This window comes from Mesorhizobium sp. WSM4312 (assembly GCF_002294875.1).
In the GTDB taxonomy this organism is placed as follows: domain Bacteria; phylum Pseudomonadota; class Alphaproteobacteria; order Rhizobiales; family Rhizobiaceae; genus Mesorhizobium.
Window position 1 is genome coordinate 97853 of record NZ_NSFU01000006.1, and the last position, 26034, is coordinate 123886.

The following is a 26034-nucleotide window of genomic DNA, read 5'->3' on the forward strand; positions in this document are numbered from 1 at the left end:
TTCCTGGAACTGCTCTAAAGCCCGAGCGCCGACAAAGTCGGATGGTCGTCCGGGCGACGCCCCAACGGCCAATGGTACTTGCGATCAGCCTCGCTGATCGCCAGGTCGTTGATGCTGGCGATGCGCAGACGCATCAGCCCGTGCTCGTCGAACTCCCAGTTCTCATTGCCATAGCTGCGGAACCAGGAGCCGCTGTCGTCGTGCCATTCATAGGCGAAGCGCACGGCGATGCGGCTGCCGTGGAAGGCCCAGATCTCCTTGATCAGCCGGTAGTCGAGCTCGCGGCTCCATTTGCGCGTCAGGAAAGCCTGGATAGCATCGCGGCCCTGCAGGAATTCGGCGCGGTTGCGCCAGCGGCTGTCGATCGTATAGGCGAGCGCCACCCGTGCCGGATCGCGCGAATTCCACGCATCCTCGGCCATGCGGGCCTTTTGCGCGGCGGTCTCGGCGTTGAACGGCGGAAGGGGTGGGCGACTTTCAGACATGAGAACTCCATGGCGCGGCTCTGCTGCGAACTGACATATAGCCCCTTCCATTCCTGAAATGGAGATGGCATATTTGCAACCGTTCCTTCCATTTTCTGGAAGAAGTTGTGGATCGTCTCGAAGCCATGTCGCTCTTCGTCGCGGCGGTGGAGGCCGGCAGCCTTTCCGCCGCGGCCCGCCGTTTCGGCATTCCCCTGGCGACCGTCAGCCGCAAGGTTTCCGATCTTGAGCGCCATCTCAACACCCGGCTCCTGAACCGTTCGACGCGCCGGCTGACGCCGACCGATGCCGGCGAAGCCTATCTTGCGGCCTGCCGCCGCATCCTTGATGACGTTGGCGAGGCTGAACGCGGCGCGGCCGGCGAGTACAGCGCTCCGACCGGTGAACTGGCCATCACCGCGCCGGTCGTGTTTGGCCGTCTCCATGTGTTGCCGGTGGTCACCGGCTTTCTCTCTGCCTATCCCGACGTGGATATCCGCCTGACCCTGGCGGACCGCATAACCCAGCTGGTCGAGGACCATTTCGACCTCGCGCTGCGCATCGACCAGTTGCCGGATTCGAGCCTGGTCGCCATCGCCGTCGGCTCGATTCGCCGCGTTGTCTGCGCCAGCCCGGCCTATCTGGCCGAGCACGGCACGCCCACGACCCCGGAAGATCTCGGCACCCACAGTTGCATCACCTTCGAGGGACTTTCCTCCGCCGCCCCTTGGAGCTTCGCCAGAGGCAAGACGGACGTCACGGTCCAGGTTCGCTCGCGCCTGCAGGTCAACACCGCCGAGGCGGCGATCGATGCCGCCGACGAAAGTGCTTTCCTATCAGGTCGATGCCGCCGTGCGGTCCGGCAAGCTGCGCATCCTGCTGCAAGAGTTCGAGCCGGAACCGTGGCCGGTGAGCCTGGTGCATGCGGGCCACGGCCTGCTGCCGGTCAAGCTGCGCGCCTTCCTCGACTTTGCCGCACCGCGTCTGAAGGAGCGGCTGGCGCGATTGGAGTAGCGTGCCTGCGCTGGCGTGAGCCATGCTTCAGCATCGGCCGGGACACTGCTGCGCCATTTCCTTTTTCCCCGCGCTTGGTGTAACCAACGCACACTTCCTCACCGGACCTCCCCCCATGCTCCATGTCAGATCGCTGGCGTTCAATTTCGTCTTCTACGTCAATCTGATCGTCCAGATGATCCTCTGGACCCCCTATTATTTCCTGTCGCCCCGCCACCGCGCCTGGCTCGTGCCGAAATTCTGGTCGCGCAGTTGCATGTGGCTCTACGACAAGATCGCCGGAACGAAGAACGACATCACCGGGCAGGAAAACCTGCCCGAAGGCTCCTTCATCCTGGCGCCCAAGCACCAGTCGTTCTGGGATGCGATCGCCTTCTTCCCTTTCCTCCAGGACCCGCTCTACATCCTCAAGCGCGAGCTCACCTGGATCCCGTTTTTCGGCTGGTACATCATGAAGATGCGCATGATCCCGGTCGATCGCGGCAGCCGCTCCAAGGCCCTGAAGGCAGTGGTCGCGGCGACCAAGCAAGAGATGGCGCGCAACCCGCGCCAGTTGATCATCTATCCCGAGGGCACGCGCCGGGCGCCGGGCGACGAGCCGGCCTACAAATACGGCATCGTCGAAATCTACACGCAGCTTGGTGTTCCCGTGGTGCCGGTTGCCCATGTCGCCGGCCTCTATTGGCCGCGCCGCAAATTCCTGCGTTATCCCGGCACCATCAAGGCGCGTTTCCTGCCGCCGATCCCACCGGGCCTCGGCAAGGACGAGTTCATGGCGCGGCTGATCGGCGAGACGGAAGCGGCTTGCGACCAGTTCCTCATCGAGGCATCGCGCGCCCCCAACCCGCCCGCCTTCCCGCCGACGGCGTTGAAGCGGCTGCGGGAGCTCGGCGCGAAGGCCTGAAAGCCTCCAGCCAGGCGATCAGCCATAGACGGCCAGCAGCGTGGTCAGCACCAGCGTCGCGGCAAAGATCAGATTGATGATCCGCGAAGCGGCAGGCCTGCGCAGGAAGCGCGCGAACGCCGCGCCGGCAAGCAGCCACACGGCATGGATGACAACGATCATCGCCGCCAGAACCGTCAGCTTCAGCCATAGGCCGAGTTCCGCGCCGTCCTGGCTCGACGAGGCGCCAGCGAACACGGCGGCGATCGCCACATAGGCTTTCGGGTTGGCCACAGCCAGCAGAAACCCGGCCAGCCAGGTCGGGCGCGCAGCGTCGGCCGTGCGCCCCGCCAGCGGCGGCGCCGTGGCGATCCTGAACGCGAGATAGAGGATATAGGCTGCCGACGCGACAGCCAGCACCGGCACCAGCTTCGGCATCGAGCCAAGCACCGCCATGATCCCGGTCGCCACGACCAGCAGCACGGCGACCGTGCCGAGAACGATCCCCAAGGTGTAGCGCACAGAATCGCGCAGACCGAAGGCGGCGCCAACAGCGGTGACGCTTATCGTTGCCGGCCCCGGACTGCCCATGACCACCGTAGCGGCCAGCACCAGGGCGAGCAGAGGCCGCCAAAGCTGCGGCTGCGAAAGAAGCGGCTCCGTCATCGCACCCTCTGTCTTGCCAATGGCGAAGGACGCTATGGCAAGACGGGAGCGAGGTCTTGGACGTTCGTGCGTGGAGCGGCCGAAGCCTCAGTCGCTCGCTTTGTCGAGTTCGGCCATGTCGTCGGCGGTCAATTTCAACGACGCCGCCTTGATCAGGCTGTCCATCTGGCTGGGCTTGGTGGCGCTGGCGATCGGTGCGGTGACACCTGGCCGCGCGATCGCCCAGGCAAGAGCGACTTCCGCCTGTTTCGCCGAGTGCTTGGCGGATATGGCATCCAGAGCGGCCAGAATGCGCATGCCGCGCGCATTGAGATAGCTGCTGACGCCCCCGCCGCGTTCGCTTTGGCCGAGATCTGCCTCGCTGCGGTATTTGCCGCTCAGGAAGCCCTTGGCCAGGCTGAAATAGGTGATGACGCCGATATCCTCGGCCACGCACAGATCGCGCAACGGCCCATCGAAGGAGGAACGGTCGTAGAGATTGTATTCCGGCTGCAGCACCTCGTAGCGCGGCAGGCTTCGCAGGCTCGCCACGTCGAGCGCGGCGCGCAACTGGCCGGCGTCGAGGTTCGAGCAGCCGATATGGCGGACCTTGCCCTTGGCAAGCAGCTTCTCATAGGCGCCTAGCGTTTCCTCATAGGGCGTGGCGGGGTCCGGCCAGTGCGACAGGTAGAGGTCGATGACATCGGTCCGCAGCCGCTTCAGCGAGGCCTCGACGGCCTTTTCGATATAGGCGGCGGAGAGGTCCTTGTGCCCCTGCCCCATATCCGAGCCGACCTTGGTGATCACCACGACCTTGTCCCGGTTGCCACGGTCCTTCATCCAGTTGCCGATGATGGTTTCCGATTCGCCGCCCGTGTTGCCGGGCACCCAGCGTGAATAGGCGTCGGCCGTGTCGATGGCGTTCAGGCCGCCCGCGACGAAGCGGTCAAGCAGGTCGAAGGAGGTTTTCTCGTCGGCGGTCCAGCCGAAGACGTTGCCGCCCAGAACCAGCGGCGCGATGGAAAGGTCGGTGCGACCGAGACGGCGTTTCTGCAAGATGGTTCTCCGTGATGATTGGGATGGGGGCGCATGCCGCCCGCTGGCTGGGTTCGGAGCCTAAGCTAGGTCGTCCCACGTCAAGGTCAAAGTCCTGACCGCCTATTTCAGCAGAGCCAGTGCTTCACGATGGCGCTATCCCCCGTGCCACATCCTCAAGCCAATGGTCGCGGATACCCAGTGCCTCCAGATGCTTCAGCGTGCTGAGCACATAATCCTCGTTGTTGCCGGATTGGCCGGCGGCGCCGCGCACCACCGCCGCCGCATGCGCGGCATCCAGCGCGCCGGCATATTGCTCATGCTTGCGGTCGACGATGTAGGCGACCGCTTCGACCGTGCCGCCGCCGTCGAGGCGGACCTTGAGCGTGCGCTCGAGATAGACGCTGGTAACGAGTTCGCGCTCACGCAGATAGGCGATCACCTCGTCGCGTAATTGTCCAGGCACGCGGAAAGCCAGGCCGACGCAGGAGCCGCCATGGTCGAGGCCAAGCACCAGCCCGGGCCGCTCACGCGTGCCACGGTGCACGAAGGAATAGACACACAGCGAGCGGCGATAGCCGTGCAAATGGGCGCGCCGCGTCTCGACATGTGCGAAACCCGGCCGCCAGATCAGCGAACCGTAGCCAAACACCCAAAAATCGCCCATATCGCCGTGCCTGATTGCAAAAAGAATGGCCACACCGCACCGGAATCCGGTGTTTTTCCGTCCGTCCCCGGCTACCTATTCGTCAATGTCTACCAGGTGTTGTCGGAATCGAAGGTCCGTCCACCAACACCGTGGGTTAATGAGAGCCAAAGCATGACGTCAAGTGACGAACGCCAACCAAAGTCCCGCCGCGGCCTGTTCTGGCTTGCGGCGTTCATCGTTGTGCTGTTCGCCATCTACAGCGGCGGCTGGTTCTATCTGGCCAACAGGGTCAGGACCGAGGCCGACAAGGCGGTCGCCACGCTCAACAAGAGCGGCATCGAAGCCGGCTGCGCCAATCTCCAGGTCAGCGGCTATCCCCTGAGCTTTACCGTCTCTTGCGACAATCTGGCGTATGAGGACGATGCCAAGAACATCGCGGCCTCGGCCGGCTCCTTCAATGCCGTCGCCCAGATCATCCAGCCCTTGTCGCCGGTCGCCGACCTGCGCGGTCCGCTCAGGACCTCCGTCCCCGGCATGGTGCCGCTGTGGATCGACTGGGACAATCTGCAGGCCAAGGTCAAACTGTCATGGCCGCTGCCGCAGCGCATTGCGCTGCAGGCGGAAGGCCTGTCGGGCCAGACCGATCCAGCCGACGACACCGATCCGGTGGAACTGTTCAGCGCCGGCAGGGCGGCCGGCCAGCTGCAGCCGAACGGTCAGGACGTCGATTATGTCGGCAGCTTCACCGATCTGGAAATCGACCCGGATGCGATCGGCGGCCGCGTGCTGCCCGCGCTCGATGCCAGCGGCGACGCCACGCTGAAGAATGGCGTCGCGCTGATCGGAACGCAGGTGAAGAGCCTTCGCGGCCAAAGGGTCGAGATCCGCAACCTCGATTTGTCGTCAGGCACGGCGCGAGTCACTGTTTCCGGGCCGCTGTCGGTCGACGCCGAAGGCCTGGTCGACGCAGATCTGATGATCAGGATCAAGGATCCGAAGGCCGTGGCGGCCATTCTGGCCGGTGCCATACCCGAGCAGACGAATGCGATCGAACAGGGTTTTGCCGCGCTTGCCATGCTCGGCAGCGAACCGTCGATGCCGCTGAAAGTGGTCAAGGGCAAGGCCTCGCTCGGCTTCATCCCGCTCGGCAAGATCAAGCCGGTGCAATAGCGCGCCATGCCGGGACCCCCGAGGCTCCTCAGTGTCGGCGCGCTGACGCTGGACACCATCCTGCGTGTCGAGACGCTGCCCACGCATCAGGGAAAGTTCATCGCCGCCGATGGCGTGCAGATCGCCTCGGGCATGGCCACCAGCGCTGCCTGCGCCGCGCATCGCCTCGGCGCCGAGGTGTCGCTGTGGGCGAGCACCGGCGACGATCCGGTCGGCGATCAGCTGATCGCCGGGATCGAGGCCGAGGGTGTCGACTGCAGCTATGTCCGCCGCGTCAGCGGCGCCCGCTCGGCATTGGCCTCGATCCTGGTCGACGCGCATGGCGAGCGCATCATCGTGCCTTTCTATGACAGCCTGGCCCAGGCCGACCCCGGGGCATTGCCTTTCGCGGACATCACGGCATTCGATGCCGTGCTGGTGGACGTGCGGTGGCCCGGTGCAGCGACACTTGCCCTCGAGGCGGCGCGCGCGGCCGGTCGGCCGGCAATCCTCGATGCCGATACGGCGCCGCTGGCGGTGCTGGAGCAGTTGTTGCCGCTGGCTTCGCACATCGTCGCCTCGGAGCCCTCGGTGCGCATCATATGCGGCCAGGCGCTGGATCTGGCGAGCGCTTGCACCGAAATGGCTTCCCGCACCGATGCGTTCGTCGCCGTCACCGGCGGCGCGGCAGGCACCTGGTGGTTCGATCGCGCGTCGGGATCATCCCGCCATGTCGCGGCGCCAAGGATCAAGGCGGTCGACACGCTCGCCGCCGGCGACGTCTTTCACGGCGCCTTTGCCGTCGGACTGGCGGAGGCCATGCCGGTCGAGCAGGCCTTGCGCTTTGCAAGTGCCGCCGCCGCGCTCAAATGCCTGCGCTTTGGCGGCAGGCTCGGCGCGCCGGACCGGGCCGAGACGCTGGCCATGGTCATGGCGACCTGGCCCGAAACAGCCTAGTTCTTCGACGGATGCTCCACCGCCTGGCGGCCGAAATCGGGCACGTCGATATCCTGGCCGGCCTCGATGATCGAGCGGCGCACGGCGCGGGTGCGGGTGAACAGATCGAACAATTTGTCGCCATCGCCCCAGCGGATCGCCCGCTGCAGGAATGCCAGATCTTCCGAGAACCGCGCCAGCATTTCCAGGATCGCATCCTTGTTGTGCAGGCAGACGTCCCGCCACATGGTCGGGTCGGAGGCGGCCAGACGGGTGAAGTCGCGAAAGCCGGAGGCCGAATATTTGATGACTTCCGTCTTGGTCACCGATTCCAGATCGTCGGCGGTGCCGACGATGTTGTAGGCGATGATGTGCGGCAGATGCGAGACGATGGCCAGTGTCATGTCGTGATGCTGGGGATCCATCGTGTCGATGTTGGCGCCGCAGCGGCGCCAGAATTCCGACAGCCTCTCGAGCGCGTCCGGATCGGTGCCCGGCAGCGGCGTGAAGATGCACCAGCGATTGTCGAACAGATCGGCGAAACCGGCATCCGGTCCGGATTTTTCCGTGCCCGCCAGCGGATGGCCGGGAATGAAATGAACGCCATCAGGCACATGCGGCTGCATCTGCGCGATGACCGAGGCCTTGGTCGAGCCGACATCGGTGAGGGTGGCGCCCTTCTTCAGCGCCGGCGCGATCTCCCCAGCCACCGCGCCGGACGAGCCGACCGGCACCGAGACGATGACCAGGTCGGCATCGCGGACCGCTTCCTTCGCATCCGTCGTGTAGGAATCGCCCAGTCCAAGTTCCTCCGCCCGCTTCAGCGTCGCGGCGCTGCGGGTCGAGATGGCAACGTGGCCGGCAAGGCCCTCGCGTCGGATGACGCGGGCCAGCGACGAGCCGATCAGGCCGATGCCGACCAGCGCGATCTTTTCAAACATCGGTGATGTCATGGTGTTCCTGCTTTTCGGGCGTTCTAGCTTTTCAGGAATGTCGTGAGCGCGGCGACGACGCCGCGACTGGCCTCTTCCGTGCCGACGGTCATGCGCAGCGCGTTGGGGAAGCCGTAGCCGGAAACGCGCCTTAGGATATAGCCGCGCGCGGTCAGATAATCGTCCGCCGCGGCCGCCGAATGCTTCTGGTCGTCGGGAAAGTGAATGAGCAGGAAATTGCCGACGCTGGGCGTCACCCGCAGCCCGAGTCCGCTCATCTCCTGGCTCAGCCAGGTCAGCCAGGTCTCGTTATGCGCCACGCTGCGCTCGACGTGAGCGCGGTCGCGGATTGCCGCGATGCCGGCCTCGATCGCCGTCGCATTGACGTTGAAGGGACCGCGGACGCGATTGATGGCGTCGACGATGTGCATGGGCGCATACATCCAGCCGATCCGCGCGCCACCGAGGCCGATCTTGGAGAAGGTGCGGGTCATGACCACATTCTCGGCGCTGCCAACCAGTTCGATGCCGGCCTCATAGTCGTTGCGGCGGACATATTCGGCATAGGCCGCGTCGAGCACCAGCAGCACATGTTTGGGCAGGCCGGCATGCAGGCGGCGCACCTCCTGGAACGGCACATAGGTGCCGGTCGGATTGTTGGGATTGGCAAGGAACACGATCTTCGTGCGCGGCGTGACGGCCGCCAGTATCGCATCGATGTCGGCCCGCTCATCGGTCTCCTTGACCGCGATCGGCGCAGCCCCTGCCGACTGGATGTAGATCTTGTAGACCATGAAGGCGTGTTCGGTGAATATGGCCTCGTCGCCGGGTGCGAGATAGGTCTGCGCCAGCAGGCCGAGGATCTCGTCGGAGCCGTTGGAGCAGATGATGTTCTGCGCGTTGAGGCCATGCACTTCCGCGATCGCCTCGCGCAGCCGTCTGGCGGTGCCGTCGGGATAGATGTCGAGCCTGGCGGCGACTTCACGCGCGGCCTCGATCGCCTTCGGCGACGGGCCAAGCGGGTTCTCGTTGGACGACAGCTTGTAGACCTTGGCGACACCGGCGGGTGCGGCGCTCTTGCCCGGCACATAGGCGTCAATGTCCATGATGCCCGCGCGCGGGGTTGGACGTGCCTGATCCGGTCTCTGGTTCATTTTTGCAAAATCCATCGAAAATGCCTCGATCCGGAGGCCGCAGCGGAAATACAAGCCGTGGCCGATAATGTCGAGAGGTGGCAGTGGTGCCAGCAGCCGGCCCAGATGCCGGCCGAGATGTCGGCCCAGATGTCGGCATTGACGGCAGGGCGGGCGAGTTCTAGAAGGACAGCAACAGTTCCGTGGTGATTTGGCCGGTCGGCTTGCAGCCACGTTAAACAATTCGCTAAAGGGCCGTTTGCGTGACGTAACCGGCTTTGCGAATGGCAATGCCGGTTTTTTATTGTCCGCGACCGGCCGGACGGACGCATCGGCGGCGATTTTTCGCCCGATATGATGCAGCGAGTGAGACAAGAATGGCCGCTCTGCGCGCAGGAAAGACCAACAACGAGGCCGACCAGCCGTCGAGCCCGGTGTTGCGCTTCGGGGCGGACAAGCCGCTCAAGCTCGACGCCGGCACGCTTCTGTCGCCGTTCCAGATCGCCTACCAGACCTACGGCACGCTGAACGATGCCCGCTCCAATGCCATCCTCGTCTGCCATGCACTGACCGGCGACCAGCATGTCGCCAGCACCAATCCGGTGACCGGCAAGCCGGGATGGTGGGAAGTGCTGATCGGCCCCGGCAGGATCATTGACACCAGCCGCTTCTTCGTCATCTGCTCCAACGTCATCGGCGGCTGCCTGGGCTCCACCGGGCCGGCTTCGACCAACCCCGCCACCGGCAAGCCCTATGGGCTTGACCTGCCCGTCATCACGATCCGCGACATGGTGCGTGCGCAGCAGATGCTGATCGACCATTTCGGCATCGAGAAACTGTTCTGCGTGCTCGGCGGCTCGATGGGCGGCATGCAGGTGCTGGAATGGGCGTCGAGCTATCCCGAGCGCGTCTTTTCGGCGCTGCCGATCGCCACCGGCGCGCGCCATTCCTCACAGAACATTGCCTTCCACGAGGTCGGCCGGCAGGCCGTCATGGCCGATCCGGACTGGCATGGCGGCAAATATTTCGAACACGGCAAGCGCCCGGAAAAAGGCCTGGCGGTGGCGCGCATGGCCGCCCACATCACCTATCTCTCCGAAGCCGCCCTGCATCGAAAATTCGGCCGCAACTTGCAGGACCGCGAAGCGCTGACGTTCGGCTTCGACGCCGATTTTCAGATCGAAAGCTATCTGCGCCACCAGGGCATGACTTTCGTCGACCGCTTCGACGCCAATTCCTATCTCTACATGACGCGGTCGATGGACTATTTCGACCTCGCCGCCGACCATGGCGGCAGGCTGGCGGACGCCTTTGCCGGAACCAAGACCCGCTTCTGCCTGGTGTCGTTCACATCGGACTGGCTGTTTCCGACGGAAGAAAGCCGCTCCATCGTGCACGCGCTCAACGCCGCCGGCGCGTCCGTGTCCTTCGTCGAGATCGAGACCGACCGTGGCCACGATGCCTTCCTGCTCGACGAGCCGGAACTGTTCGCCGCCATCAACGGCTTCATCGGCTCCGCGGCGCGGGCGAGAGGGCTAAGCGCATGACCCCGGAAAGTTGCAGCCTTTCAGGATCGGGATCATGCGCCGCAAAGGAGACGACATCATGAGCGTCAACGGCAGCCAGCGCGTCGACCTCGAGGTCGTCGCCAATCTCATCCCACCGCAGTCCCGCGTGCTCGATGTTGGTTCGGGCGACGGCTCGCTGCTTGAATTGCTGCAGGACACCAAGCAGGTCGACGGCCGCGGACTGGAACTGTCGCAGCGCGGCGTCAACGAATGCGTGGCGCGCGGCCTCTCCGTCATCCAGGGCGATGCCGACAAGGATCTCGAATTCTATCCCGACAAGGGCTTTGACTTCGTCGTCCTGTCGCAGACCTTGCAGGCGACGCGCAACCCGAAGCTGGTGCTCGACGAATTGCTCCGCATCGGCAACCGGGCGATCGTCTCCTTCCCCAATTTCGGCCATTGGCGGGTACGTCTGTCGCTGTTCGTCAAGGGCCGCATGCCGGTGACGCAGGACCTGCCCTATTCCTGGTACGACACCCCCAATATCCACTTCTGCACCATCCGCGACTTCGTCAACCTGTGCGACGAGCTTGGCGCGACGGTGGAAAAGGCGACCGCGCTCGACGCCGCCGGCCAGAAGATCGGCCTGTCCATGCCCTGGTGGTTCTGGAACTTCTTTGGCCAGCAGGCGGTGTTTCTGCTGAAACGGAGCTGACGTTACGGCGCGTATTCGACCAGCTGGTGGTTCTCGTCCGCAAGCTCCTCATCGATGATTGAAGCAATCGTTGCCCAATCGCCTCCCGCCAGACCCGCGCCAATCCTGGGATAGCCGATCCTCCGGCCGGCGAATCCAGCCTTGACCGCGTTCATGACACTGCGGATGGCGCCATAGTCAGCCTTCACGCCCTGGCCCTGCCAATGGAACTGGGTGTAGCCATTGATGACGTGGAAATTTCGATCTTCGCGCCGGATCTCGGCAACCGAGATAGTACCCAGCTTGGAGCGGTCGCCTTTCACGGTCGCGATATCCGCGGCGTAGGCCTCTGGAAACCGCTGCTTGATGGAAAGGGCAATGCCCTTGCCCATCTGGCATTGGCAATTGCAGCCATGCAGGATCGCGTCGAACTCTCCGTCGAGCGCAAGTTGCAACAGATCGCCACGAATCGTCCGCATGGGCAGTTCCATCAGCCAAGCACATCGGTAGCCTTGTGCGGACGCTCGATGCCGTCAACGATGATTACGTCGGAGTCCGAATTATCGGTGCGCAGTGAAAGGATCGCCTGATAGGCGGGCGAAGCATACCACTCGCGCACATGCTGGCGGTCAGGAAATTCGATGACGATGAGGTTGCCCGGCCAGTCGTTCTCGATCACCTCCACATCGCCGCCATGGACCAGGAAACGGCCGCCGAAAGGCTCCAGCGTGGCATCGATCCTGTGCAGATACTCGACGATCTGCGGACCCATCGTGACTTGGCGCATATGGGCGATGGCGTAAGCGGTCATGACGTAACTCCCTTTGCATCGAGACCGACCAACCGGCCTCGCCAGGGCAATCTGCCGGAACACCTGACACAAAGCGATTACGCCCGAGGTAATGGAATCGGCGCCTTCGACGGCCGGCGACAGGCGCTCTTGCGCATTTTCACCGGTCGAGTTCCGGAAAATACGGATCCGAAAGGAACCGCCTGTCGCGTTCGCCTTGCAGGCAGTCGATCGGCGCATCCGCGTCGACGGGGATGATCCTGGCCTTGTCCTGAATACCGCTCACTTCGAGGATCAGCTTGCGCCGGATGGCGGTGGAAAATTCGGCAGCCGAGTGGATGGGCAGCACGAAAGAGCCGGGTCCGCCGGTCACGCACTGCGCATAGTACTGGTCGAGATGCTTGAAGGTGGGCGATGGATTGATCAGGATCGGCAGGCCGTTGATGACGATGCCTTTTGCGGTTGCCGCATCGCGCGTCGCGGTGACCGGCGGCCCGATATTGTTGGGGCCATCGCCCGATATATCGATGACGCTGCGCTCACTGGCGAAATTCGTCCTGCCGAACAGCCCCGTGCCGAAGGCAATTGCCGTGGAAATCGAGGTGCCGCGAAAACTCCGGAACGGGCGCGCCGCCACCTTGTCGGCAAAGCTGTTGGCGCTTTGCGCGCCATCAATGATCTGCCAGTCGATGACCGCGTCGTCGCGCACCGTGCCGGCCCATTCGAAATAGGCAATCGCGATGCGGCCGGTATTGCCGGACCGGATGGCGTGGATGAAGTCGGGATGGCGCAGCGCCTCGACATAGCCGGCGCGTTGCAGGGCGAATTCCTTCTCGTCCATCGACAGGGATATATCGACCGCCAACACCAATTCGACGTCGACAGCCAGCGCACCCGATGGCGAGGCAACGGGCGTTGGCTGGACACAGGCAAGACAGGCAAGCAGGCGCAGAGCATCAAGCATCACCACCGCCACGTTTTGTTTCTCGGGGAAATCTTCCTTCGCGATCGCGGCGAAATAAAGCTTGCAGCGAGAGTGCGGGAAACGGCCCTACTTCTTGCGGCGGACCGCGACCGGCGGCGGATCGATGGCGCCGGCCCTGACGTGGGCGGGCTTCAGCGCTGGCGCACCGGAATCCTTGACGATCGTCAGGCCGCGCGGAAAGAACTGAATATTGTGCTGCCCGCGCCCGATGTTGATGATCGTGGCGCCCTTCAGATGCTTTTCCAGCATCGCCAGAACACGCCGCAGCGAGGGGCCGTCGAACGCATCCATGGCTTCGTCGATGATCACCCATTTCGGCTGCCGCAAGGCGAGCCTGGCCACGCCCAGCAAGCGCTGCTCGTCATCGCCCAGTTCATGGTCCCAGCGCCCGACGCGGTCGAGCGAGGACGACAGCCGTTCCAGGCCAACCTCGGCCAGCACCGCCACAATGTCGGCGTCACTCGCGGGCGCATGCCCGTTGGCGTGATTGAGCACGTCGCGCAACGTGCCGGCCGGCAAATACGGCACGCGTGGCACGAAGATGAGGGGTTCTCCGGCCGGCAGGCCGATTTTTCCCCTGCCCCAGGGCCACAGCCCGGCAATGGCGCGGAAGAACAGCGTCTTGCCGGCGCCGGGTTCGCCGGTGATCATCACGCGATCGCCGGCGCGGATCTCGACATGCTGCTCGGAGAGTTTTGTGCAGCCCTCCGGCGAGGCCACCTGGAGCTTCTCGAACGTCAGGCTGCCATTGGCGTTCAGATCGAAGGTGATGCGCCTTTCGGTGTCGTGCAGCACATCGGTTTCATCGAGCGCGATGCGGAAGTCGGCGACACGCATCAGCGTGGCCCGCCAATCGGCGATGCTGCCGATATTGTTGATGAACCAGCGCAACGAGGAATGGACCTGGTTGAAGGCGCCGACCGCCATCATCAGCCCGCCAAAGCTGATATCGCCCGAGAAATAGACGGGCGAGGCAACCAGGATCGGCGCCACGACGGTAATCCAGCCATAGGTATCGGTCACCCAGGACAGGTTGATCTGTGCGGTATAGATGCGCCGCATGGCGCCCAGCACCGTGCCGAGGTCGAGTTCGAGCCGCTGCCTGGCGTCGGCCTCGCCATGGTACAGCGCGATGGCATCGACATTCTCGTTGACGCGCACCATCGAGGAGCGCAGCTCCGCCTCTCGTGTGTAGCGGTCGCTGTTCAGCTTGATGAGCGGCCGGCCGACCAGCCAGCTCAGCCAGGAGGCGGTGCCGGCATAGAGGAACGCCGCCCAGACCATGTAACCCGGTATGGCCAGCGACCAGCCGTTGATGTGGAAGACGAAGCCCGAAGACAGTTCCCACAGCACGCCGACGAAGGACACGAGCAGGATGAGCGACTGCAGGAGCCCGACGCCGAGATCGGTCGACAGGTCGGACAGATGCGCCGCATCCTGCTGCATGCGCTGGTCGGGATTGACGCCGATGGCGCCGGCATTGGCCAGCCGGAAGGCGCGTGCCGGCCGCATCCACTGGTCGATCAGGTCGAGCGTCAGCGCCTCGCGCAGCTTCAGCCGGATCATCTGGTTGAGCCAGGTCTGGCCGATATTGAGCACCAGCAGCCCGCCGGCGATCATCGCAAAGACAAGGAGCTGGTGCACGAAGGCCGCCATGTCGCGGCGTGCCAGCGCATCGTAGAAGGGCTGGTTCCAGCGGTTGAGCAGGACCTGGCCGATCGAGGTCGCGATGATGACGGCCATGATGCCGACCGACGTCCACAGCAGCCATTTGCGGACCGGCGACACCACCAGCGCCCGCCTGATCGTCGCAACCTGATCACGCAGGCTGCTGGCCTCGACAGCGACCGGCTGAACGGTGGCCTGATTGTCAAGTTGATCAGCCATGTCAGAGGTCCTTGCGTTCAGGTGCGATGCTGAAACCGGATGATGACGGCATCCGCATATCAGGCAGGTAGCGAGTTCACCACGACAGATAGGTCGAGGAGGGACGCGCCGTGCGCGTTTCTAGCATGATCACGAAGGTTTCACCTGGCGAGACGGCATGGCCCCGCCTGTCGCCTCGGCCCGGCGGCCGAGCCGCGTCGCGCCGTGTGGCGACAGCACCGGCACGAAGACGCGGCGCGAGGCGCGCTGGGCGACCGGCACGCCCTGATAGAGCCGCTTCTGCGCCTCGACGACGATGACGCCGGAAAAGATCGGCCACAGCCGCCGGCCGGCGCGCTCCAGCACATTGTGGAAGCGCATCATGAAGCGCCGCCGCGATGGCGGGAAGAATAGCGCATCCGACCAGGCGGCAGGCGTGAAATTCGCCTCGCGCAGCAGTTCCGTCAGTTGCCCGCGCGAGAACGGCCGGCCATTGCCGAACGGCGTATGCTCGAAGCGCGCCCAGACACCGCGGCGGTTTGGCACAACGATGACGACGCGCCCCGCGGGCGACAGCACCCGCCAGATCTCGTTCAGCGTCTCGCGCGGGTTTTCGACATGTTCGAGCGAATGGACGAGCAGCATGCGGTCGATGCAGGAATCGACCAGCGGCAGTTCCTCGTCGAAGACCAAAGCGGTCGCCGTCGGCCCGGTTGCCGGCCAGACCACGGCGCCCTGCGTCGCCGGCATGAAGGCAAAGACCCGCTCGGCATCGGAGCCGAAACGCTCCAGCCAGGGCAAGGTATAGCCAAGCCCGACCAGCCGTTCATTGGGGACAGCCGCCCATATCGACGACAGCGCCATGGTGATCGAACGCTCGGCGAACCGGCCAAGCGTTGTCGAATAGAAGGAGCGAAGGTCGACGATGTCGGAATGCATGTCAGGGATGTAGCCGCGATATCGGCGTGTTTCAACAAAAGGCCTCGAAAGAGGTCCGCGTCACGAGATGTTACTCGACATCCCTGGATGACATTCCCGCGCTGGCGCCCTATGTCTGCGGCGACAATGGAGAAAGCCGAGATGGCGGTCGAAATCGAACAGTTCATGTGCCGGAGCGACAATTTCGGCGTGCTGGTGCATGACCCCAAAAGCGGGCAGACGGCGATCATCGACGCGCCCGAGGAAGCGCCGATCCTGGCCGCGATCAAGCGCACCGGCTGGACGCCGACGATGATCCTGACCACGCATCATCATATGGACCACGTCGAGGCCAATCTGGCGCTGAAGGAGCGCTTCAGGCTGCGCATCGTCGGCCCGGAGGCGGAAAAGGCCAAGATCCCCGGCATCGACGAAACCGTCGAGGAGGGCTCCGTCCTTCATCTTGGCGACGAGCGCATCGAGGTGATCGCCACACCCGGCCATACCGCCGGCCATGTCTCCTATTATCTGCCGGCATCGCAGGTGGCGTTCACCGCCGACACGCTGTTTGCGCTGGGCTGTGGGCGGCTGTTCGAATGCAAGCCGCCGGTGATGTACGACTCGCTGAAGAAACTCGCAGCCCTTCCCGCCGCGACGACGATCTATTGCGGCCATGAATACACGCTCGCCAACGCCCGTTTCGCGCTGACCGTCGACCCGACCAATTCGGCCTTGAAGGAGCGCGCCGCCAGGATCGAGGCACTGCGGGTCGACAACAAGCCGACACTGCCGACGACGATCGGCGAGGAACTGTCGACCAATCCCTTCCTGCGCTGGCACGATCCGGCGATCCGCAAGCATCTCGGCATGGAAAAGGCCGGGGACGCCGAGGTGTTCGCCGAGATCCGCAAGCGCAAGGACAATTTCTGAGCAGCTCCGACCGATGACCAGCGCAGCAGAAATCATCGCCACCCTCGGACTGAAGCCGCATCCGGAAGGCGGCTGGTACGCGGAAACCTTTCGTGACGAGGCCGGCGGAGCGCGCGGCCATTCGACCGCCATCTATTTCCTGCTGGAACAGCACCAGCTTTCGGCCTGGCATCGGGTCAAGGACGCAGCCGAGGTCTGGCATTTCCATGCCGGCGCGCCGCTGGCGCTGTCGATGTGGCAAGAAGGCGCTGCCGTCATTGAGCAGGTGCTCGGCATCGGCCTCGCGGCCGGCGAACGGCCGCAGATCGTCGTGCCGGCGGGCTGGTGGCAGTCGGCGCGCAGCCTGGGCGAATGGACGCTGGTCGGCTGTACGGTCGCGCCGGGCTTTGATTTCGCCGCCTTCGAACTGGCCGAGCCGGGCTGGAATCCTAACCCAGCAGGAACCCCAGCGTAATCCCAAGCTGGGCTGCGTAGTACAGCACCCAGACGGCCAAACGCATCCAGGCGCGATGCGGCGAGATGGCCGCCACCAGAAATTTCTCGGTGGCCAGCAGACCGTCCGATGCCATGAACAGCACCGCGCCGCCGATGACCCAGGCGCTGTTGGTGGTCAGCGCCGCCATGCCCATCGCCAGGATCGCCACGACATAGATGGCGATCGGCACGCGCAGGCCGGGCCCGACACGGCGCCAGAGCGCGGCCAGCATGACGATGACGAACACCGCCAGTGCCAGCGCGATCGCCCCGCGCCAGGGCTCGGCCCCAAGCAGTCCCAACCCGCCGCCGCTGCGCAGGAACAGCGCGATGTAGACGATGTGGGCGACAAGGAAGCTGGCGAGCCCACCGAGAAACGCCTTTTCGCCGTCGCGCGACAAGAACGCGTCGCCCACCGCGCTGAGCGCAAGGGCCGCGACCAGCAGCAGCGGGCCGCTTTGCAGCGCCGAAAGCACGGCAAGCATCGCGACCGCGAGCGTCTTGGCCGCGGAGCGGGCGAGGCTCGGCGGCATGCCCAGCGTGAAGGCATAGATCACCGCCGCCACCAGCGAGAAGATCAGCGTCGCATTGGCATTGGCGTCGATGCCGCCGGCAAACGGCATCGTCATGCCGCAGCTCCGCTTTCGGATGCCTTGGCTTGGCTCTCGGCCTGGGCCGGCTTGCGCAGGAACAGCGACTTCGCCGCCAGGGCCGCGCCACCGGTGATGAGCACGCAGGCGGCGAGGATACGCAGCGACGGCTCGGCAACGCCGGCCGCAATCAGCACCAGCGTCGAGAGCAACGGCGCCAAGTAGCTTGCCGCGCCCAGCACCTGAATGTTGCCGCGCTTGACGCCGATGTCCCAGGCATAGAAGGCCGCACCCACCGGCATCAGGCCAAGTCCGAGCACGGCCAGCCACTGGCCCGCGCCATTTGGCAGAACGGTTTGTTCCAGCGCCAGATGGCAGACGAGCGACAGCACGGCGGTCGCCGCGCAGAACCAGGTGACGATGCTGGTCGGCACCGAGGGAAAGCGCCGTGACAAAAGCGAATAGGACGACCAGAGCAGGGCGCAGACGGCCGCCATGGCGTAACCGAAGGCGTAGCGCGCATCGAAGGCCAGCCCGCCGCCCTTGGTGACGATCAGCACGGTGCCGGCCAGGCCGAGCAACGCGCCGACGACATGGTTCCACGCCAGTTTTTCGCCCGGCATAAGGGCGGAGCCAAGCACGATCAGCAGCGGCCACAGATAGGCGATCAGGCTCGCCTCCACCGCCGGCGCGTTGCGCAGCGCTGTGAAATAGAAAAAGTGGTAGCCGAACAGGCCGGCAATACCGATCAGCCAGACCTGCGGCGGTATTTTCTGGCTCCTCTCGGCGGCCGGCATGAACAACCGCGCGACAAGGCCGACGCCGGTGCCGATCGAGAAGGTGAGCGCCGACAAAAGGAACGGCGGCACCTTGCCGGACGCATCGGTGAGCAGCGCCAGAAGCGCCCACATGGCGACCGCTGAAAAACCGATCAGTGTTGCGCGCCCCATTCCTGCCCCCGACGGCGCACCGAGGCGCCCACCACAATCTCGGGAAACCGCGTGGCGGTGGTCGTCCCGAAATTGCGTAAGATTACTCGACTGCTTCGAACCGTCTCGCGCTTATGGTCAGCGGACCGATCTGGGTCCCTACCGTAGCGTGGATCGGCGCATATACGCCGGTTTGGCCGAGCGGTGCAAACGTCACCATCATCCGGCTTTTGTTCCTGAGATAGTTCAGCGCCTTGCGGCCCTTGCGATAGCCGGCCACCGGCTCGAAACCCATCCGGCAGGTGATGGTGTCGCCCTTGTAGCCCGGCACCGAGATGGTGCCTTTCGAATCATAGGTCAGCGTCAGGTCGGCGCGCATCTCGCCATCATAGAACTTGACCGTGCGGCCGCAGACCTGATCGAGGCTGTCGGCGTGGATGACGGTGGCGGCCATCGGATCGAGTACCGATGCCAGGTCGCCGGCGCCGATCGGCACCCAGTCGTTGGGATCGCGCTTGCCAGGCGCCGGGATGACCTGCGTAGAGGTGACGGCGCCGTTGGCAAAGCGAATGTCGATCGCCGACACCTTCTTGCCGGAGGTATAATCGGCACGGAACGCCTGGGGCACCATTTTCTTGCCGGAAATCGTGCCCTTCGACGAGACCGTGCCGCGCGTGTCGTCGAATAATTTGGCGAGGCCCGCAGCGGTCACGCTACCTTCGATCGCGTAGGCGCCGTTCTCGTAATGGCTGGAGAAGGTCGATTTCGCGATCGAGAGACCAAGGAATGACACCGTGTACTCACCCTTGAACGACTGCGGCGAGGCAGCCGACGCGGCGGACGGCAAGGCGACGGCGAGCACGGCAACAAGCGCGTGAGACAAACGAAGCATGACGGGATCGGATCCTTGATTTTCGGCCGGAGGCGGGCGACTCCGGTCTGGCATGTCCCTATGAGACCGCTTATAGGATGAAATCCGGCCTTAATATGAAATGCCGGGCGCTTCCGTGGCGAAGCCGGAGCTTGACGCCCCGGTGAAATGCAACTATGGAACGCCAACTTTTTCCATAAGGCCGCCTGACCAGAACCGCGCGCCACCCGGCGTGGGCACAAAGGTTTGGCAGGTCCCGAGAGAATTGAAGGTTAGAATTATGTCCCGCACCTGCGAACTCACTGCCAAGGCAGTCCAGACCGGCAACAATGTGAGCCACGCCAACAACAAGACCAAGCGTCGCTTCCTGCCGAATCTCGTCAATGTGACGCTGATCTCGGAAGCGCTGAACCAGAATGTGCGCCTGCGCATTTCGGCCAACGCACTGCGTTCGGTCGAACATCGCGGCGGCCTCGACGCCTTCCTGGCCAAGGCCGACGTCAAGGAGCTGTCGCAGCGCGCGCGCCTGCTGAAGAAGCAGATTGCCAAGAAGCTGGCCGAACAGGTCGCTGCCTGACATCGTATAAAGGCGGGGGACCGCCCGGGCCAACTTTGTTGGCCTTGAGCATCGGATGGATCCGCAAGGTTCGACAATCCGGTGCTCGACTACGAAGCGAGCAGCGCCCGATGGGCATGATGCTCCTCTGGTTCCATTACCCAGGATAAAAAAATGACTTCCTTCTCGCGATATCTGCCCTTCGTGGCCGCCATGGCGCTTGTCGTCGTGGCATCGAACATTCTCGTGCAGTTCCCGATGCAGGGCCAGATCGGCGGCCTGTCGCTGGCCGACCTTTTGACCTGGGGGGCTTTCACCATGGTGTTCTTCACCGTCGCTTTCTCGGCCGCTTTCGCTTTTGCGGGCCCGAACGACAGTTTCGCGCTCGAGACGGCGCCGCTGATGGGCGTCTTCCACGTCGAGGCCATGCGCTGGGTTTCCTGGGCGCTGGGCGATCTCTCGGTGAAGCTGATCATCGCGGTGGTCGCGCTCATCCCTTATCGGCTGCTCGCCGCTCGCTGGAGCCAGCCGGCGCTGGCCGTTTAAACCATGATCCCCTGGGTTCACCTCGATTCGGCAAAGACCGGGGATGGTGTCCAGGAACTTCGCCTCAAGCGTCGCGGCAGCGAATTCTCGATCATGCTCGGCACCAACGAACTGATGAACAGCCGCCTCAGCGGCTCCGAGCAAGCGCTGGCGAAACTGTCGTGCCAAAGGATTGCGGGCCATCGCCAGCCGAGGATCCTGATCGGCGGCCTCGGCATGGGTTTTACATTGCGCGCCGCTCTGGCCGAACTTGGCAAGGATACCGGCATCATTGTCGCGGAACTGGTGCCGGCGGTCGTCGCCTGGGCACGCGGCCCGATGGCGGAGGTGTTTGGCGGCTGTCTCGACGACCCCCGCGTCGCCATCCATGAGACCGATGTCGGGCAATTGATCCGGTCTGGGTCCGCGACCTGGGACGCCATCCTGCTCGACGTCGACAACGGCCCCGAAGGCATCGTCCACAAGGGCAACGACGCGCTCTACAGCCTCGCGGGCCTCGGCGCCGCACGCACCGCCCTCAAGCCGGGCGGCGTGCTGGCGGTGTGGTCGCAAGGACCTGACAGCGGCTTCACGCGGCGGCTGAAGCAGGCAGGCTTCGCCGTGGAGGAGGTCAACACGCGCGCCAACGGCAAGCGCGGCGCGCGCCACGTCATCTGGATCGCCACCAACGACTCCCGGGAAGGCGCCTGACCAGATCGAACCCGCCCAAACCGAACCCGCCGTTGAAAACGCTTCAGCTTGGCAGTTGGACCGCTTCTCAGTCCTGGTGCAGGACGAATTCCAGGTAGAGGTTGCGCTGCAGGATCGAGTGGTTGTCGTCGGAGATCAGCGACACCATCACCGCGCCGTCATCGCGCGTCCAGACGTCGAGACCTTCCATATTGTCGATCTGGTAGCCCATGTCGGCGTCCAGCAGCACGGGTCCGTCGGCGACGGCGCCCTTCTCGACACTCTCGCCATGGATGCGCCGCAGCCGCATCTTGAGCCCGCCCGCCATGGTGAAACTGCGCTCCAGCAGCAAAAGGTCGCCGTCCGGCAGGAAGGCGCCGTCGGTGATGTCGAAGTCGCCGTTGCGCTTGACGGTGAAGACGCCCTTGTGCGGCCCTTCGATGATGGCGGCGTAGATGTTGCCGGCTCTGTCGAGGCTTTTCTCTGACACCACGACCAGACCGCCCTGATGCTGGCCGTTGGCATTGGCATGGGTAACGGTCTCGAAGCCGCGATTCTGGCGCAGCTCGCGCGCCGGCACCAGGAAATCCAGCTGGCGGTACGGCGCCTTCATATCAGTCGGATCGATCTTGAACTGGGCGATGCGGTGGTTGCGCTCGAAGCCGACGGTGGCGATGCCATCCTTGACCGCGAGGCCTTCGGCGTCGACTTCCCATTTCTCGTCGATCGGCTGGCCGCCCTGGTCGACCATCTGCTGCATGCGGAAGTTCTGGATGCCCACGGGCCGCCTGTCGGCATCGCGGGCCACCGTGCCGAAAAACCAGTAGCCGGTGTCGGCCACGCCGATGAAATCGCTGCCCGCTTTCAGAAAGCGGAGGGCCGACAGCGCGCCGAAATCACGCAATTTCGAGGTCATTTCCAGCCCGCCGACGAATTCGAGCGCGCCGAACTGCTTGTCGGTCCGGCCAATGCGGAACTCGGTGATCGGGCGGGACGAAACCTCGATGGGTTCAACCGAGGCCGAGCCAACCGCACCGGCTGGCGCCGAAGCCACGCCGGCGAACAGGGCGATGGCGGCGAAGAGCGTTTGCCGAAACCCGCCGCGCGAAAGGATCATCCGGCGCGCCGCATGCCGCCGCGCCGCGTGTCGCGCGCGCTTTCCTCGGCAAACAGCGAGGCCAGTTGCTCGGTCATGGCGCCGGCCAGTTCCTCGGCATCGACGATGGTGACGGCGCGGCGATAATAGCGCGTAACGTCATGGCCGATGCCGATGGCCAGCAGCTCCACCGGAGAGCGCGTCTCGATCAGCTCGATGACGGCGCGCAAATGGCGTTCGAGATAATTGCCGGGATTCACCGAAAGCGTCGAATCGTCGACCGGCGCGCCGTCCGAGATCATCATCAGGATCTTGCGCTGTTCGGGCCGGGCGATCAGGCGGTTGTGCGCCCACAGCAGTGCCTCGCCATCGATGTTTTCCTTGAGCAGGCCTTCGCGCATCATCAGGCCGAGATTGCGCCGTGCCCGCCGCCACGGATGGTCGGCCGACTTGTAGATGATGTGGCGCAGATCGTTGAGGCGGCCGGGGTTCGGCGGCTTGCCGTCCTTCAGCCACTTCTCGCGCGCCTGCCCGCCCTTCCACGCCCGCGTCGTGAAGCCGAGGATCTCGACCGAAACGCCGCAGCGTTCCAGCGTACGGGCAAGAATGTCGGCGCAGGTGGCGGCGACCGTGATCGGCCGGCCGCGCATCGAGCCCGAATTGTCGAGCACCAGCGTCACCACCGTGTCGCGGAATTTGGTGTCGCGTTCCTGCTTGAAGGACAGCGGCTGCATCGGGTCGATGACGACGCGCACCAGCCGCGCCGGGTCGAGATAGCCCTCTTCCAGGTCGAAATCCCACGACCGGTTCTGCTGCGCCATCAGCCGACGCTGCAGCCGGTTGGCCAGCCGCCCGACGACACCAGACAGATTGGCCAGTTGCTTGTCGAGGAAGGCGCGCAGCCGGTCGAGCTCTTCCTCTTCGCAAAGCTCTTCGGCGCCGACCGTCTCGTCGAAAGCGGCGGTGTAGACCTTGTAGTCGATTTCCTTCGGCAGATTGGTGAAGGGGTTGTCGTTGCGGCGCGCCTCGCCGGGCGTTTCGGCGTCGGCATCGTCGTCATCGGACAGATCGTCGGCGGTGGCGTCGGAGGCTTCCGTCTCGGACGACTGCTCGTCATCGGCCGAAGCCTCGGCGTCCTCGGACTGCGACTGCTCGGAGCCGGAATCGTCTTCCCCGCCCTCCTCGCTCTGCTCCTCGCCTTGCGGCTGGTTGTCGTCATTGTCCTCGGAATCTTCCGTCTCCTGGTCGTCGCCGAGTTCCTCGGCCATCTCCATGGAGGCGAGCATCTCGCGCACGACGCGGGCGAACGCCTGCTGGTCGTCGAGCTTGGCCGACAGGCCGTCGAGGTCGGCCTTGGCCTTTTCCTCGACCCAGGGACGCCAGAGCTCGACCAGCCGCTCGCCGCTTTTCGGGACCGCCCGGCCGGTCAGCTTCTCGCGCACCATGAGCGCCAGCGCTTCCTCGATCGGAGCGTCGGCCTTGTCCTTGACATCGACAAGGTTGGCCTTGGCGTATTTGTCCTCCAGCATCGAGCCGATATTGTCGGCAACGCCCTGCATGGCGCGGCTGCCGATCGCCTCGACACGGGCCTGCTCGACCGCGTCATAGATGGCGCGCGCCGCCTTGCCTTCCGGCGCCAGCTTGGTGTGGATGCGCGCATCATGGCAGGCGCGCTTCAGCGCCATGGAATCGCCGAGGCCGCGGGTGATCGCGATATCGGTCTTCGATGCCTTCTTCGGAAGTTCCGGCAAGCGCGCCCGGCTGCCGGCGAGCGCCGGCCTGTCCTTGGCGAAGCCGACTTCCATGTCCTTGTCGCCGGCAATGGCGCGCATGCAGACGGTGACGGCGCGCTTGAAGCTGTCGGCTTCAGACCCCGTCTTCGACTTGTTGCGCGTGTTGTCGCCCGGACCCGCCATCGAGGCTCTGCTTAGCCCAGCACCACGTTGGCTGCGCTCTCGGGCAGATCCTCGCCGAAGGCGCGCTGGTAGAACTCGGCCACCACCGAGCGCTCCAGCTCGTCGCACTTGTTGAGGAAGGTCAGCCGGAACGCCATGCCGATATTGCCGAAAATCTCGGCGTTCTCGGCCCAGGTGATGACGGTACGTGGGCTCATCACGGTCGACAGATCGCCATTGATGAAGGCCGAGCGCGTCATGTCGGCGACGCGCACCATCTTGTTGACGATGTCCTTGCCCTTGTTGTCGCGATAGTGCTTGGCCTTGGCCAGCACGATGTTCACTTCATTGTCGTGCGGCAGGTAGTTCAGCGTGGTGACGATCGACCAGCGGTCCATCTGCGCCTGGTTGATCTGCTGCGTGCCGTGATAGAGGCCGGTGGTGTCGCCGAGGCCGACCGTGTTGGCGGTCGAGAACAGCCGGAAGGCCGGATGCGGACGGATGACTCGGCTCTGGTCGAGCAGCGTCAGCCGGCCCGACGATTCCAGCACGCGCTGGATGACGAACATCACGTCCGGACGGCCGGCATCGTATTCGTCGAAGCAGAGCGCGACATTGTGCTGGTAGGCCCAGGGCAGGATGCCGTCGCGGAATTCGGTGATCTGCAACCCGTCCTTGACGACGATCGCGTCCTTGCCGACGAGGTCGATACGGCTGACATGGCTGTCGAGGTTGACGCGCACGCAAGGCCAGTTGAGACGGGCGGCGACCTGTTCGATATGGGTCGACTTGCCGGTGCCGTGATAGCCCGACACCATGACGCGGCGGTTGTAGGCAAAGCCCGCCAGGATCGCCAGCGTCGTTGCCTTGTCGAACAGATAGTCCGGATCGACGTCAGGCACATGTTCTGATGTCACCGAATAGGCCGGCACCACCATCTTGGAGTCGAAGCCGAATTTGTCCTTCACCGACACCGTCGTGTCGGGCAGGTTGGCGATGTCGCGATCGACCTTGTTCATATCTCTCAACGTCTCCACGGGCGAAACGTCCCGTTTCGCCGGCAATCGATTTTGTTCGGGGGCGGTCTTAGAGCCTTTTCCAACCTTATGAAAGTTGGAAAGCGACACAAACCGTAGGGTCGCTCAGCACAGGCCCGCCTGTTTGAGCACGCGATAGGCCTGCAGCACATCGCGGAACCGGTCTTCCGAACCTCTGTCGCCGCCATTCGCATCCGGATGGTGGCGTTTCACCAGTTCCTTATAGCGCGCCTTGATATCCTTGCCAGTCGCCTTTGTATCAAGGCCAAGCGTTTCCAGCGCCTTGGCCTCAAGCGGCTTGGCCTTGCGCTCGCGCGCCTCGCGCGGATCCTTCGGCCCCTTGAACAGGTCGAACGGGTCGCGCATGCGGTTGTAATAGCCGGCACGGCCGGAGCGCATCTGCGCCATATCGGGTGACGAACGTGTCGAGGCGCCGTTGACGCCCATCTTCCAGGTCGGCCGATGGCCGGTCATGGCCTCCTTCTGGAAGCGCGCGACCTCGGTGTCCGGCACGCCGGAGAAGTAGTTGAAGCCCTTGTTGTACTCGCGCACATGATCGAAGCAGAAGCGGAAATACTCGCCCTCCTTCATGCGCCCGACCGGCGCGCGATGGGTGCCAGGCTCCTTGCAGCCGTCCCACTGGCAGATCGGCGAGTGCGACTTCAGCTCCGCATCCTTCTCCGGGCGGATGCGAATCTTCTCGAAATATTTGGGGTACGGCTTCATTTCACCCATTTATGGGGCGTTCGCAGATGCGAAACAAGAATTGACATTTCCGCGATCATCGCCCTAACCGCTGAATCGCGGCATAAAGCAGGCGAATTGCGGATTTAGTTGCGC

General features: G+C 64.2%; 28 protein-coding genes, 1 pseudogene and 1 riboswitch. Of the genes and pseudogenes, 11 read left to right on the forward strand and 18 right to left on the reverse strand.

The genetic code is table 11. The features are described 5' to 3' along the window. Positions 1-14: 14 nt before the first annotated feature. Positions 15-485, reverse strand: a complete 471-nt coding sequence (locus tag CK228_RS11155) for a DUF1348 family protein (protein WP_095787886.1) — start codon at positions 483-485, stop codon at positions 15-17. Between the two features lie 107 nt (positions 486-592). On the opposite strand from CK228_RS11155, the pseudogene CK228_RS11160 reads away from it, so the two are divergent. Both CK228_RS11160 and CK228_RS11165 read left to right on the forward strand, forming a co-directional pair. Next, positions 593-1478, forward strand: a pseudogene (locus tag CK228_RS11160) (LysR family transcriptional regulator). Between the two features lie 115 nt (positions 1479-1593). Then, positions 1594-2382 (forward strand): 1-acyl-sn-glycerol-3-phosphate acyltransferase, encoded by a 789-nt coding sequence (locus tag CK228_RS11165; protein WP_095787887.1) that lies wholly within the window; start codon positions 1594-1596, stop codon positions 2380-2382. An 18-nt stretch (positions 2383-2400) separates the two neighbouring features. On the opposite strand, the gene CK228_RS11170 is transcribed toward CK228_RS11165, so the two are convergent. The 3 genes from CK228_RS11170 to CK228_RS11180 all read right to left on the reverse strand — a co-directional run bounded on the left by CK228_RS11170 (position 2401) and on the right by CK228_RS11180 (position 4708). Continuing rightward, positions 2401-3027 carry a LysE family translocator gene (locus CK228_RS11170; RefSeq protein WP_095787888.1) on the reverse strand — a complete coding sequence of 209 codons (627 nt, stop codon included), beginning with the start codon at positions 3025-3027 and terminating at the stop codon, positions 2401-2403. An 87-nt stretch (positions 3028-3114) separates the two neighbouring features. Next, a complete protein-coding gene (locus tag CK228_RS11175) occupies positions 3115-4062 on the reverse strand; it encodes an aldo/keto reductase (RefSeq protein ID WP_095787889.1) in 948 nt (315 codons plus the stop codon). Positions 4063-4186: 124 nt separating this feature from the next. Continuing rightward, a complete protein-coding gene (locus CK228_RS11180; RefSeq protein WP_095772257.1) occupies positions 4187-4708 on the reverse strand; it encodes a gamma-glutamylcyclotransferase in 522 nt (173 codons plus the stop codon). A 153-nt stretch (positions 4709-4861) separates the two neighbouring features. On the opposite strand from CK228_RS11180, the gene CK228_RS11185 reads away from it, so the two are divergent. Both CK228_RS11185 and CK228_RS11190 read left to right on the forward strand, forming a co-directional pair. Beyond that, positions 4862-5860, forward strand: coding sequence for a DUF2125 domain-containing protein (locus CK228_RS11185; protein ID WP_095787890.1), 999 nt, complete (start codon positions 4862-4864; stop codon positions 5858-5860). A 6-nt stretch (positions 5861-5866) separates the two neighbouring features. After that, positions 5867-6796, forward strand: a complete 930-nt coding sequence (locus CK228_RS11190; protein ID WP_095787891.1) for a sugar kinase — start codon at positions 5867-5869, stop codon at positions 6794-6796. Here the strand turns inward: CK228_RS11190 and CK228_RS11195 are convergent. Next, positions 6793-7728, reverse strand: coding sequence for a prephenate/arogenate dehydrogenase family protein (locus tag CK228_RS11195; protein ID WP_179295878.1), 936 nt, complete (start codon positions 7726-7728; stop codon positions 6793-6795). The genes CK228_RS11190 and CK228_RS11195 overlap by 4 nt on opposite strands. Before the next feature lie 23 nt (positions 7729-7751). Continuing rightward, a complete protein-coding gene (hisC, locus tag CK228_RS11200; protein ID WP_095788040.1) occupies positions 7752-8861 on the reverse strand; it encodes a histidinol-phosphate transaminase in 1110 nt (369 codons plus the stop codon). Positions 8862-9033: 172 nt separating this feature from the next. Further along, positions 9034-9111: riboswitch (SAM riboswitch) on the forward strand. A gap of 106 nt (positions 9112-9217) precedes the next feature. Between hisC and CK228_RS11205 the strand changes: the two genes are divergently transcribed. After that, positions 9218-10387: a homoserine O-acetyltransferase gene (locus CK228_RS11205; protein WP_095787893.1), complete on the forward strand. Its 1170-nt coding sequence runs from the start codon at positions 9218-9220 to the stop codon at positions 10385-10387. A 58-nt stretch (positions 10388-10445) separates the two neighbouring features. After that, complete coding sequence (gene metW, locus CK228_RS11210; protein ID WP_095788041.1) at positions 10446-11063, forward strand: methionine biosynthesis protein MetW; 618 nt, start codon at positions 10446-10448, stop codon at positions 11061-11063. Between the two features lie 2 nt (positions 11064-11065). On the opposite strand, the gene CK228_RS11215 is transcribed toward metW, so the two are convergent. The 5 genes from CK228_RS11215 to CK228_RS11235 all read right to left on the reverse strand — a co-directional run bounded on the left by CK228_RS11215 (position 11066) and on the right by CK228_RS11235 (position 15622). Further along, complete coding sequence (locus CK228_RS11215; RefSeq protein WP_095787894.1) at positions 11066-11533, reverse strand: macro domain-containing protein; 468 nt, start codon at positions 11531-11533, stop codon at positions 11066-11068. Further along, complete coding sequence (locus CK228_RS11220) at positions 11533-11853, reverse strand: DUF1330 domain-containing protein (protein ID WP_095787895.1); 321 nt, start codon at positions 11851-11853, stop codon at positions 11533-11535. The genes CK228_RS11215 and CK228_RS11220 overlap by 1 nt, the downstream gene beginning before the upstream one ends. A gap of 139 nt (positions 11854-11992) precedes the next feature. Next, positions 11993-12796, reverse strand: coding sequence for a DUF1194 domain-containing protein (locus CK228_RS11225; RefSeq protein WP_095787896.1), 804 nt, complete (start codon positions 12794-12796; stop codon positions 11993-11995). 87 nt (positions 12797-12883) lie between these two features. Next, positions 12884-14704, reverse strand: coding sequence for an ABC transporter ATP-binding protein/permease (locus CK228_RS11230; protein WP_095787897.1), 1821 nt, complete (start codon positions 14702-14704; stop codon positions 12884-12886). 129 nt (positions 14705-14833) lie between these two features. Continuing rightward, on the reverse strand, positions 14834-15622 hold the full coding sequence (locus tag CK228_RS11235; protein ID WP_095787898.1) for a methyltransferase domain-containing protein: 789 nt from the start codon (positions 15620-15622) through the stop codon (positions 14834-14836). 141 nt (positions 15623-15763) lie between these two features. Between CK228_RS11235 and gloB the strand changes: the two genes are divergently transcribed. Both gloB and CK228_RS11245 read left to right on the forward strand, forming a co-directional pair. Continuing rightward, a complete protein-coding gene (gene gloB, locus CK228_RS11240; protein WP_095788042.1) occupies positions 15764-16531 on the forward strand; it encodes a hydroxyacylglutathione hydrolase in 768 nt (255 codons plus the stop codon). 13 nt (positions 16532-16544) lie between these two features. After that, positions 16545-16985: a cupin domain-containing protein gene (locus CK228_RS11245; protein WP_095787899.1), complete on the forward strand. Its 441-nt coding sequence runs from the start codon at positions 16545-16547 to the stop codon at positions 16983-16985. Here the strand turns inward: CK228_RS11245 and CK228_RS11250 are convergent. The 3 genes from CK228_RS11250 to CK228_RS11260 form a co-directional block, all read right to left on the reverse strand. Next, a complete protein-coding gene (locus tag CK228_RS11250; RefSeq protein ID WP_095772248.1) occupies positions 16960-17634 on the reverse strand; it encodes a lysoplasmalogenase family protein in 675 nt (224 codons plus the stop codon). The genes CK228_RS11245 and CK228_RS11250 overlap by 26 nt on opposite strands. Then, positions 17631-18545, reverse strand: coding sequence for an EamA family transporter (locus CK228_RS11255; RefSeq protein WP_095772247.1), 915 nt, complete (start codon positions 18543-18545; stop codon positions 17631-17633). The genes CK228_RS11250 and CK228_RS11255 overlap by 4 nt, the downstream gene beginning before the upstream one ends. 82 nt (positions 18546-18627) lie before the next feature. Next, positions 18628-19416 (reverse strand): DUF3108 domain-containing protein, encoded by a 789-nt coding sequence (locus CK228_RS11260; protein WP_095787900.1) that lies wholly within the window; start codon positions 19414-19416, stop codon positions 18628-18630. Between the two features lie 259 nt (positions 19417-19675). Here CK228_RS11260 and rpmB point away from each other — a divergent pair, with 259 nt between their 5' ends. The 3 genes from rpmB (at position 19676) to CK228_RS11275 (ending at position 21187) form a co-directional block, all read left to right on the forward strand. Continuing rightward, a complete protein-coding gene (gene rpmB / locus CK228_RS11265) occupies positions 19676-19972 on the forward strand; it encodes a 50S ribosomal protein L28 (RefSeq protein ID WP_010911765.1) in 297 nt (98 codons plus the stop codon). A gap of 153 nt (positions 19973-20125) precedes the next feature. Next, positions 20126-20497: a hypothetical protein gene (locus CK228_RS11270; protein WP_095787901.1), complete on the forward strand. Its 372-nt coding sequence runs from the start codon at positions 20126-20128 to the stop codon at positions 20495-20497. 3 nt (positions 20498-20500) lie between these two features. Beyond that, positions 20501-21187: a spermidine synthase gene (locus CK228_RS11275; protein ID WP_095787902.1), complete on the forward strand. Its 687-nt coding sequence runs from the start codon at positions 20501-20503 to the stop codon at positions 21185-21187. A gap of 67 nt (positions 21188-21254) precedes the next feature. On the opposite strand, the gene CK228_RS11280 is transcribed toward CK228_RS11275, so the two are convergent. From CK228_RS11280 to CK228_RS11295, 4 genes are all read right to left on the reverse strand, one after another. Continuing rightward, positions 21255-22283: an esterase-like activity of phytase family protein gene (locus tag CK228_RS11280; protein WP_095787903.1), complete on the reverse strand. Its 1029-nt coding sequence runs from the start codon at positions 22281-22283 to the stop codon at positions 21255-21257. After that, positions 22280-24178, reverse strand: a complete 1899-nt coding sequence (gene cobT / locus CK228_RS11285) for a cobaltochelatase subunit CobT (protein ID WP_095787904.1) — start codon at positions 24176-24178, stop codon at positions 22280-22282. The genes CK228_RS11280 and cobT overlap by 4 nt, the downstream gene beginning before the upstream one ends. Positions 24179-24189: 11 nt before the next feature. Beyond that, positions 24190-25176 carry a cobaltochelatase subunit CobS gene (gene cobS, locus CK228_RS11290; RefSeq protein ID WP_027047444.1) on the reverse strand — a complete coding sequence of 329 codons (987 nt, stop codon included), beginning with the start codon at positions 25174-25176 and terminating at the stop codon, positions 24190-24192. Positions 25177-25299: 123 nt separating this feature from the next. Continuing rightward, positions 25300-25929 (reverse strand): J domain-containing protein, encoded by a 630-nt coding sequence (locus tag CK228_RS11295; protein ID WP_019861454.1) that lies wholly within the window; start codon positions 25927-25929, stop codon positions 25300-25302. Positions 25930-26034 lie beyond the last annotated feature (105 nt).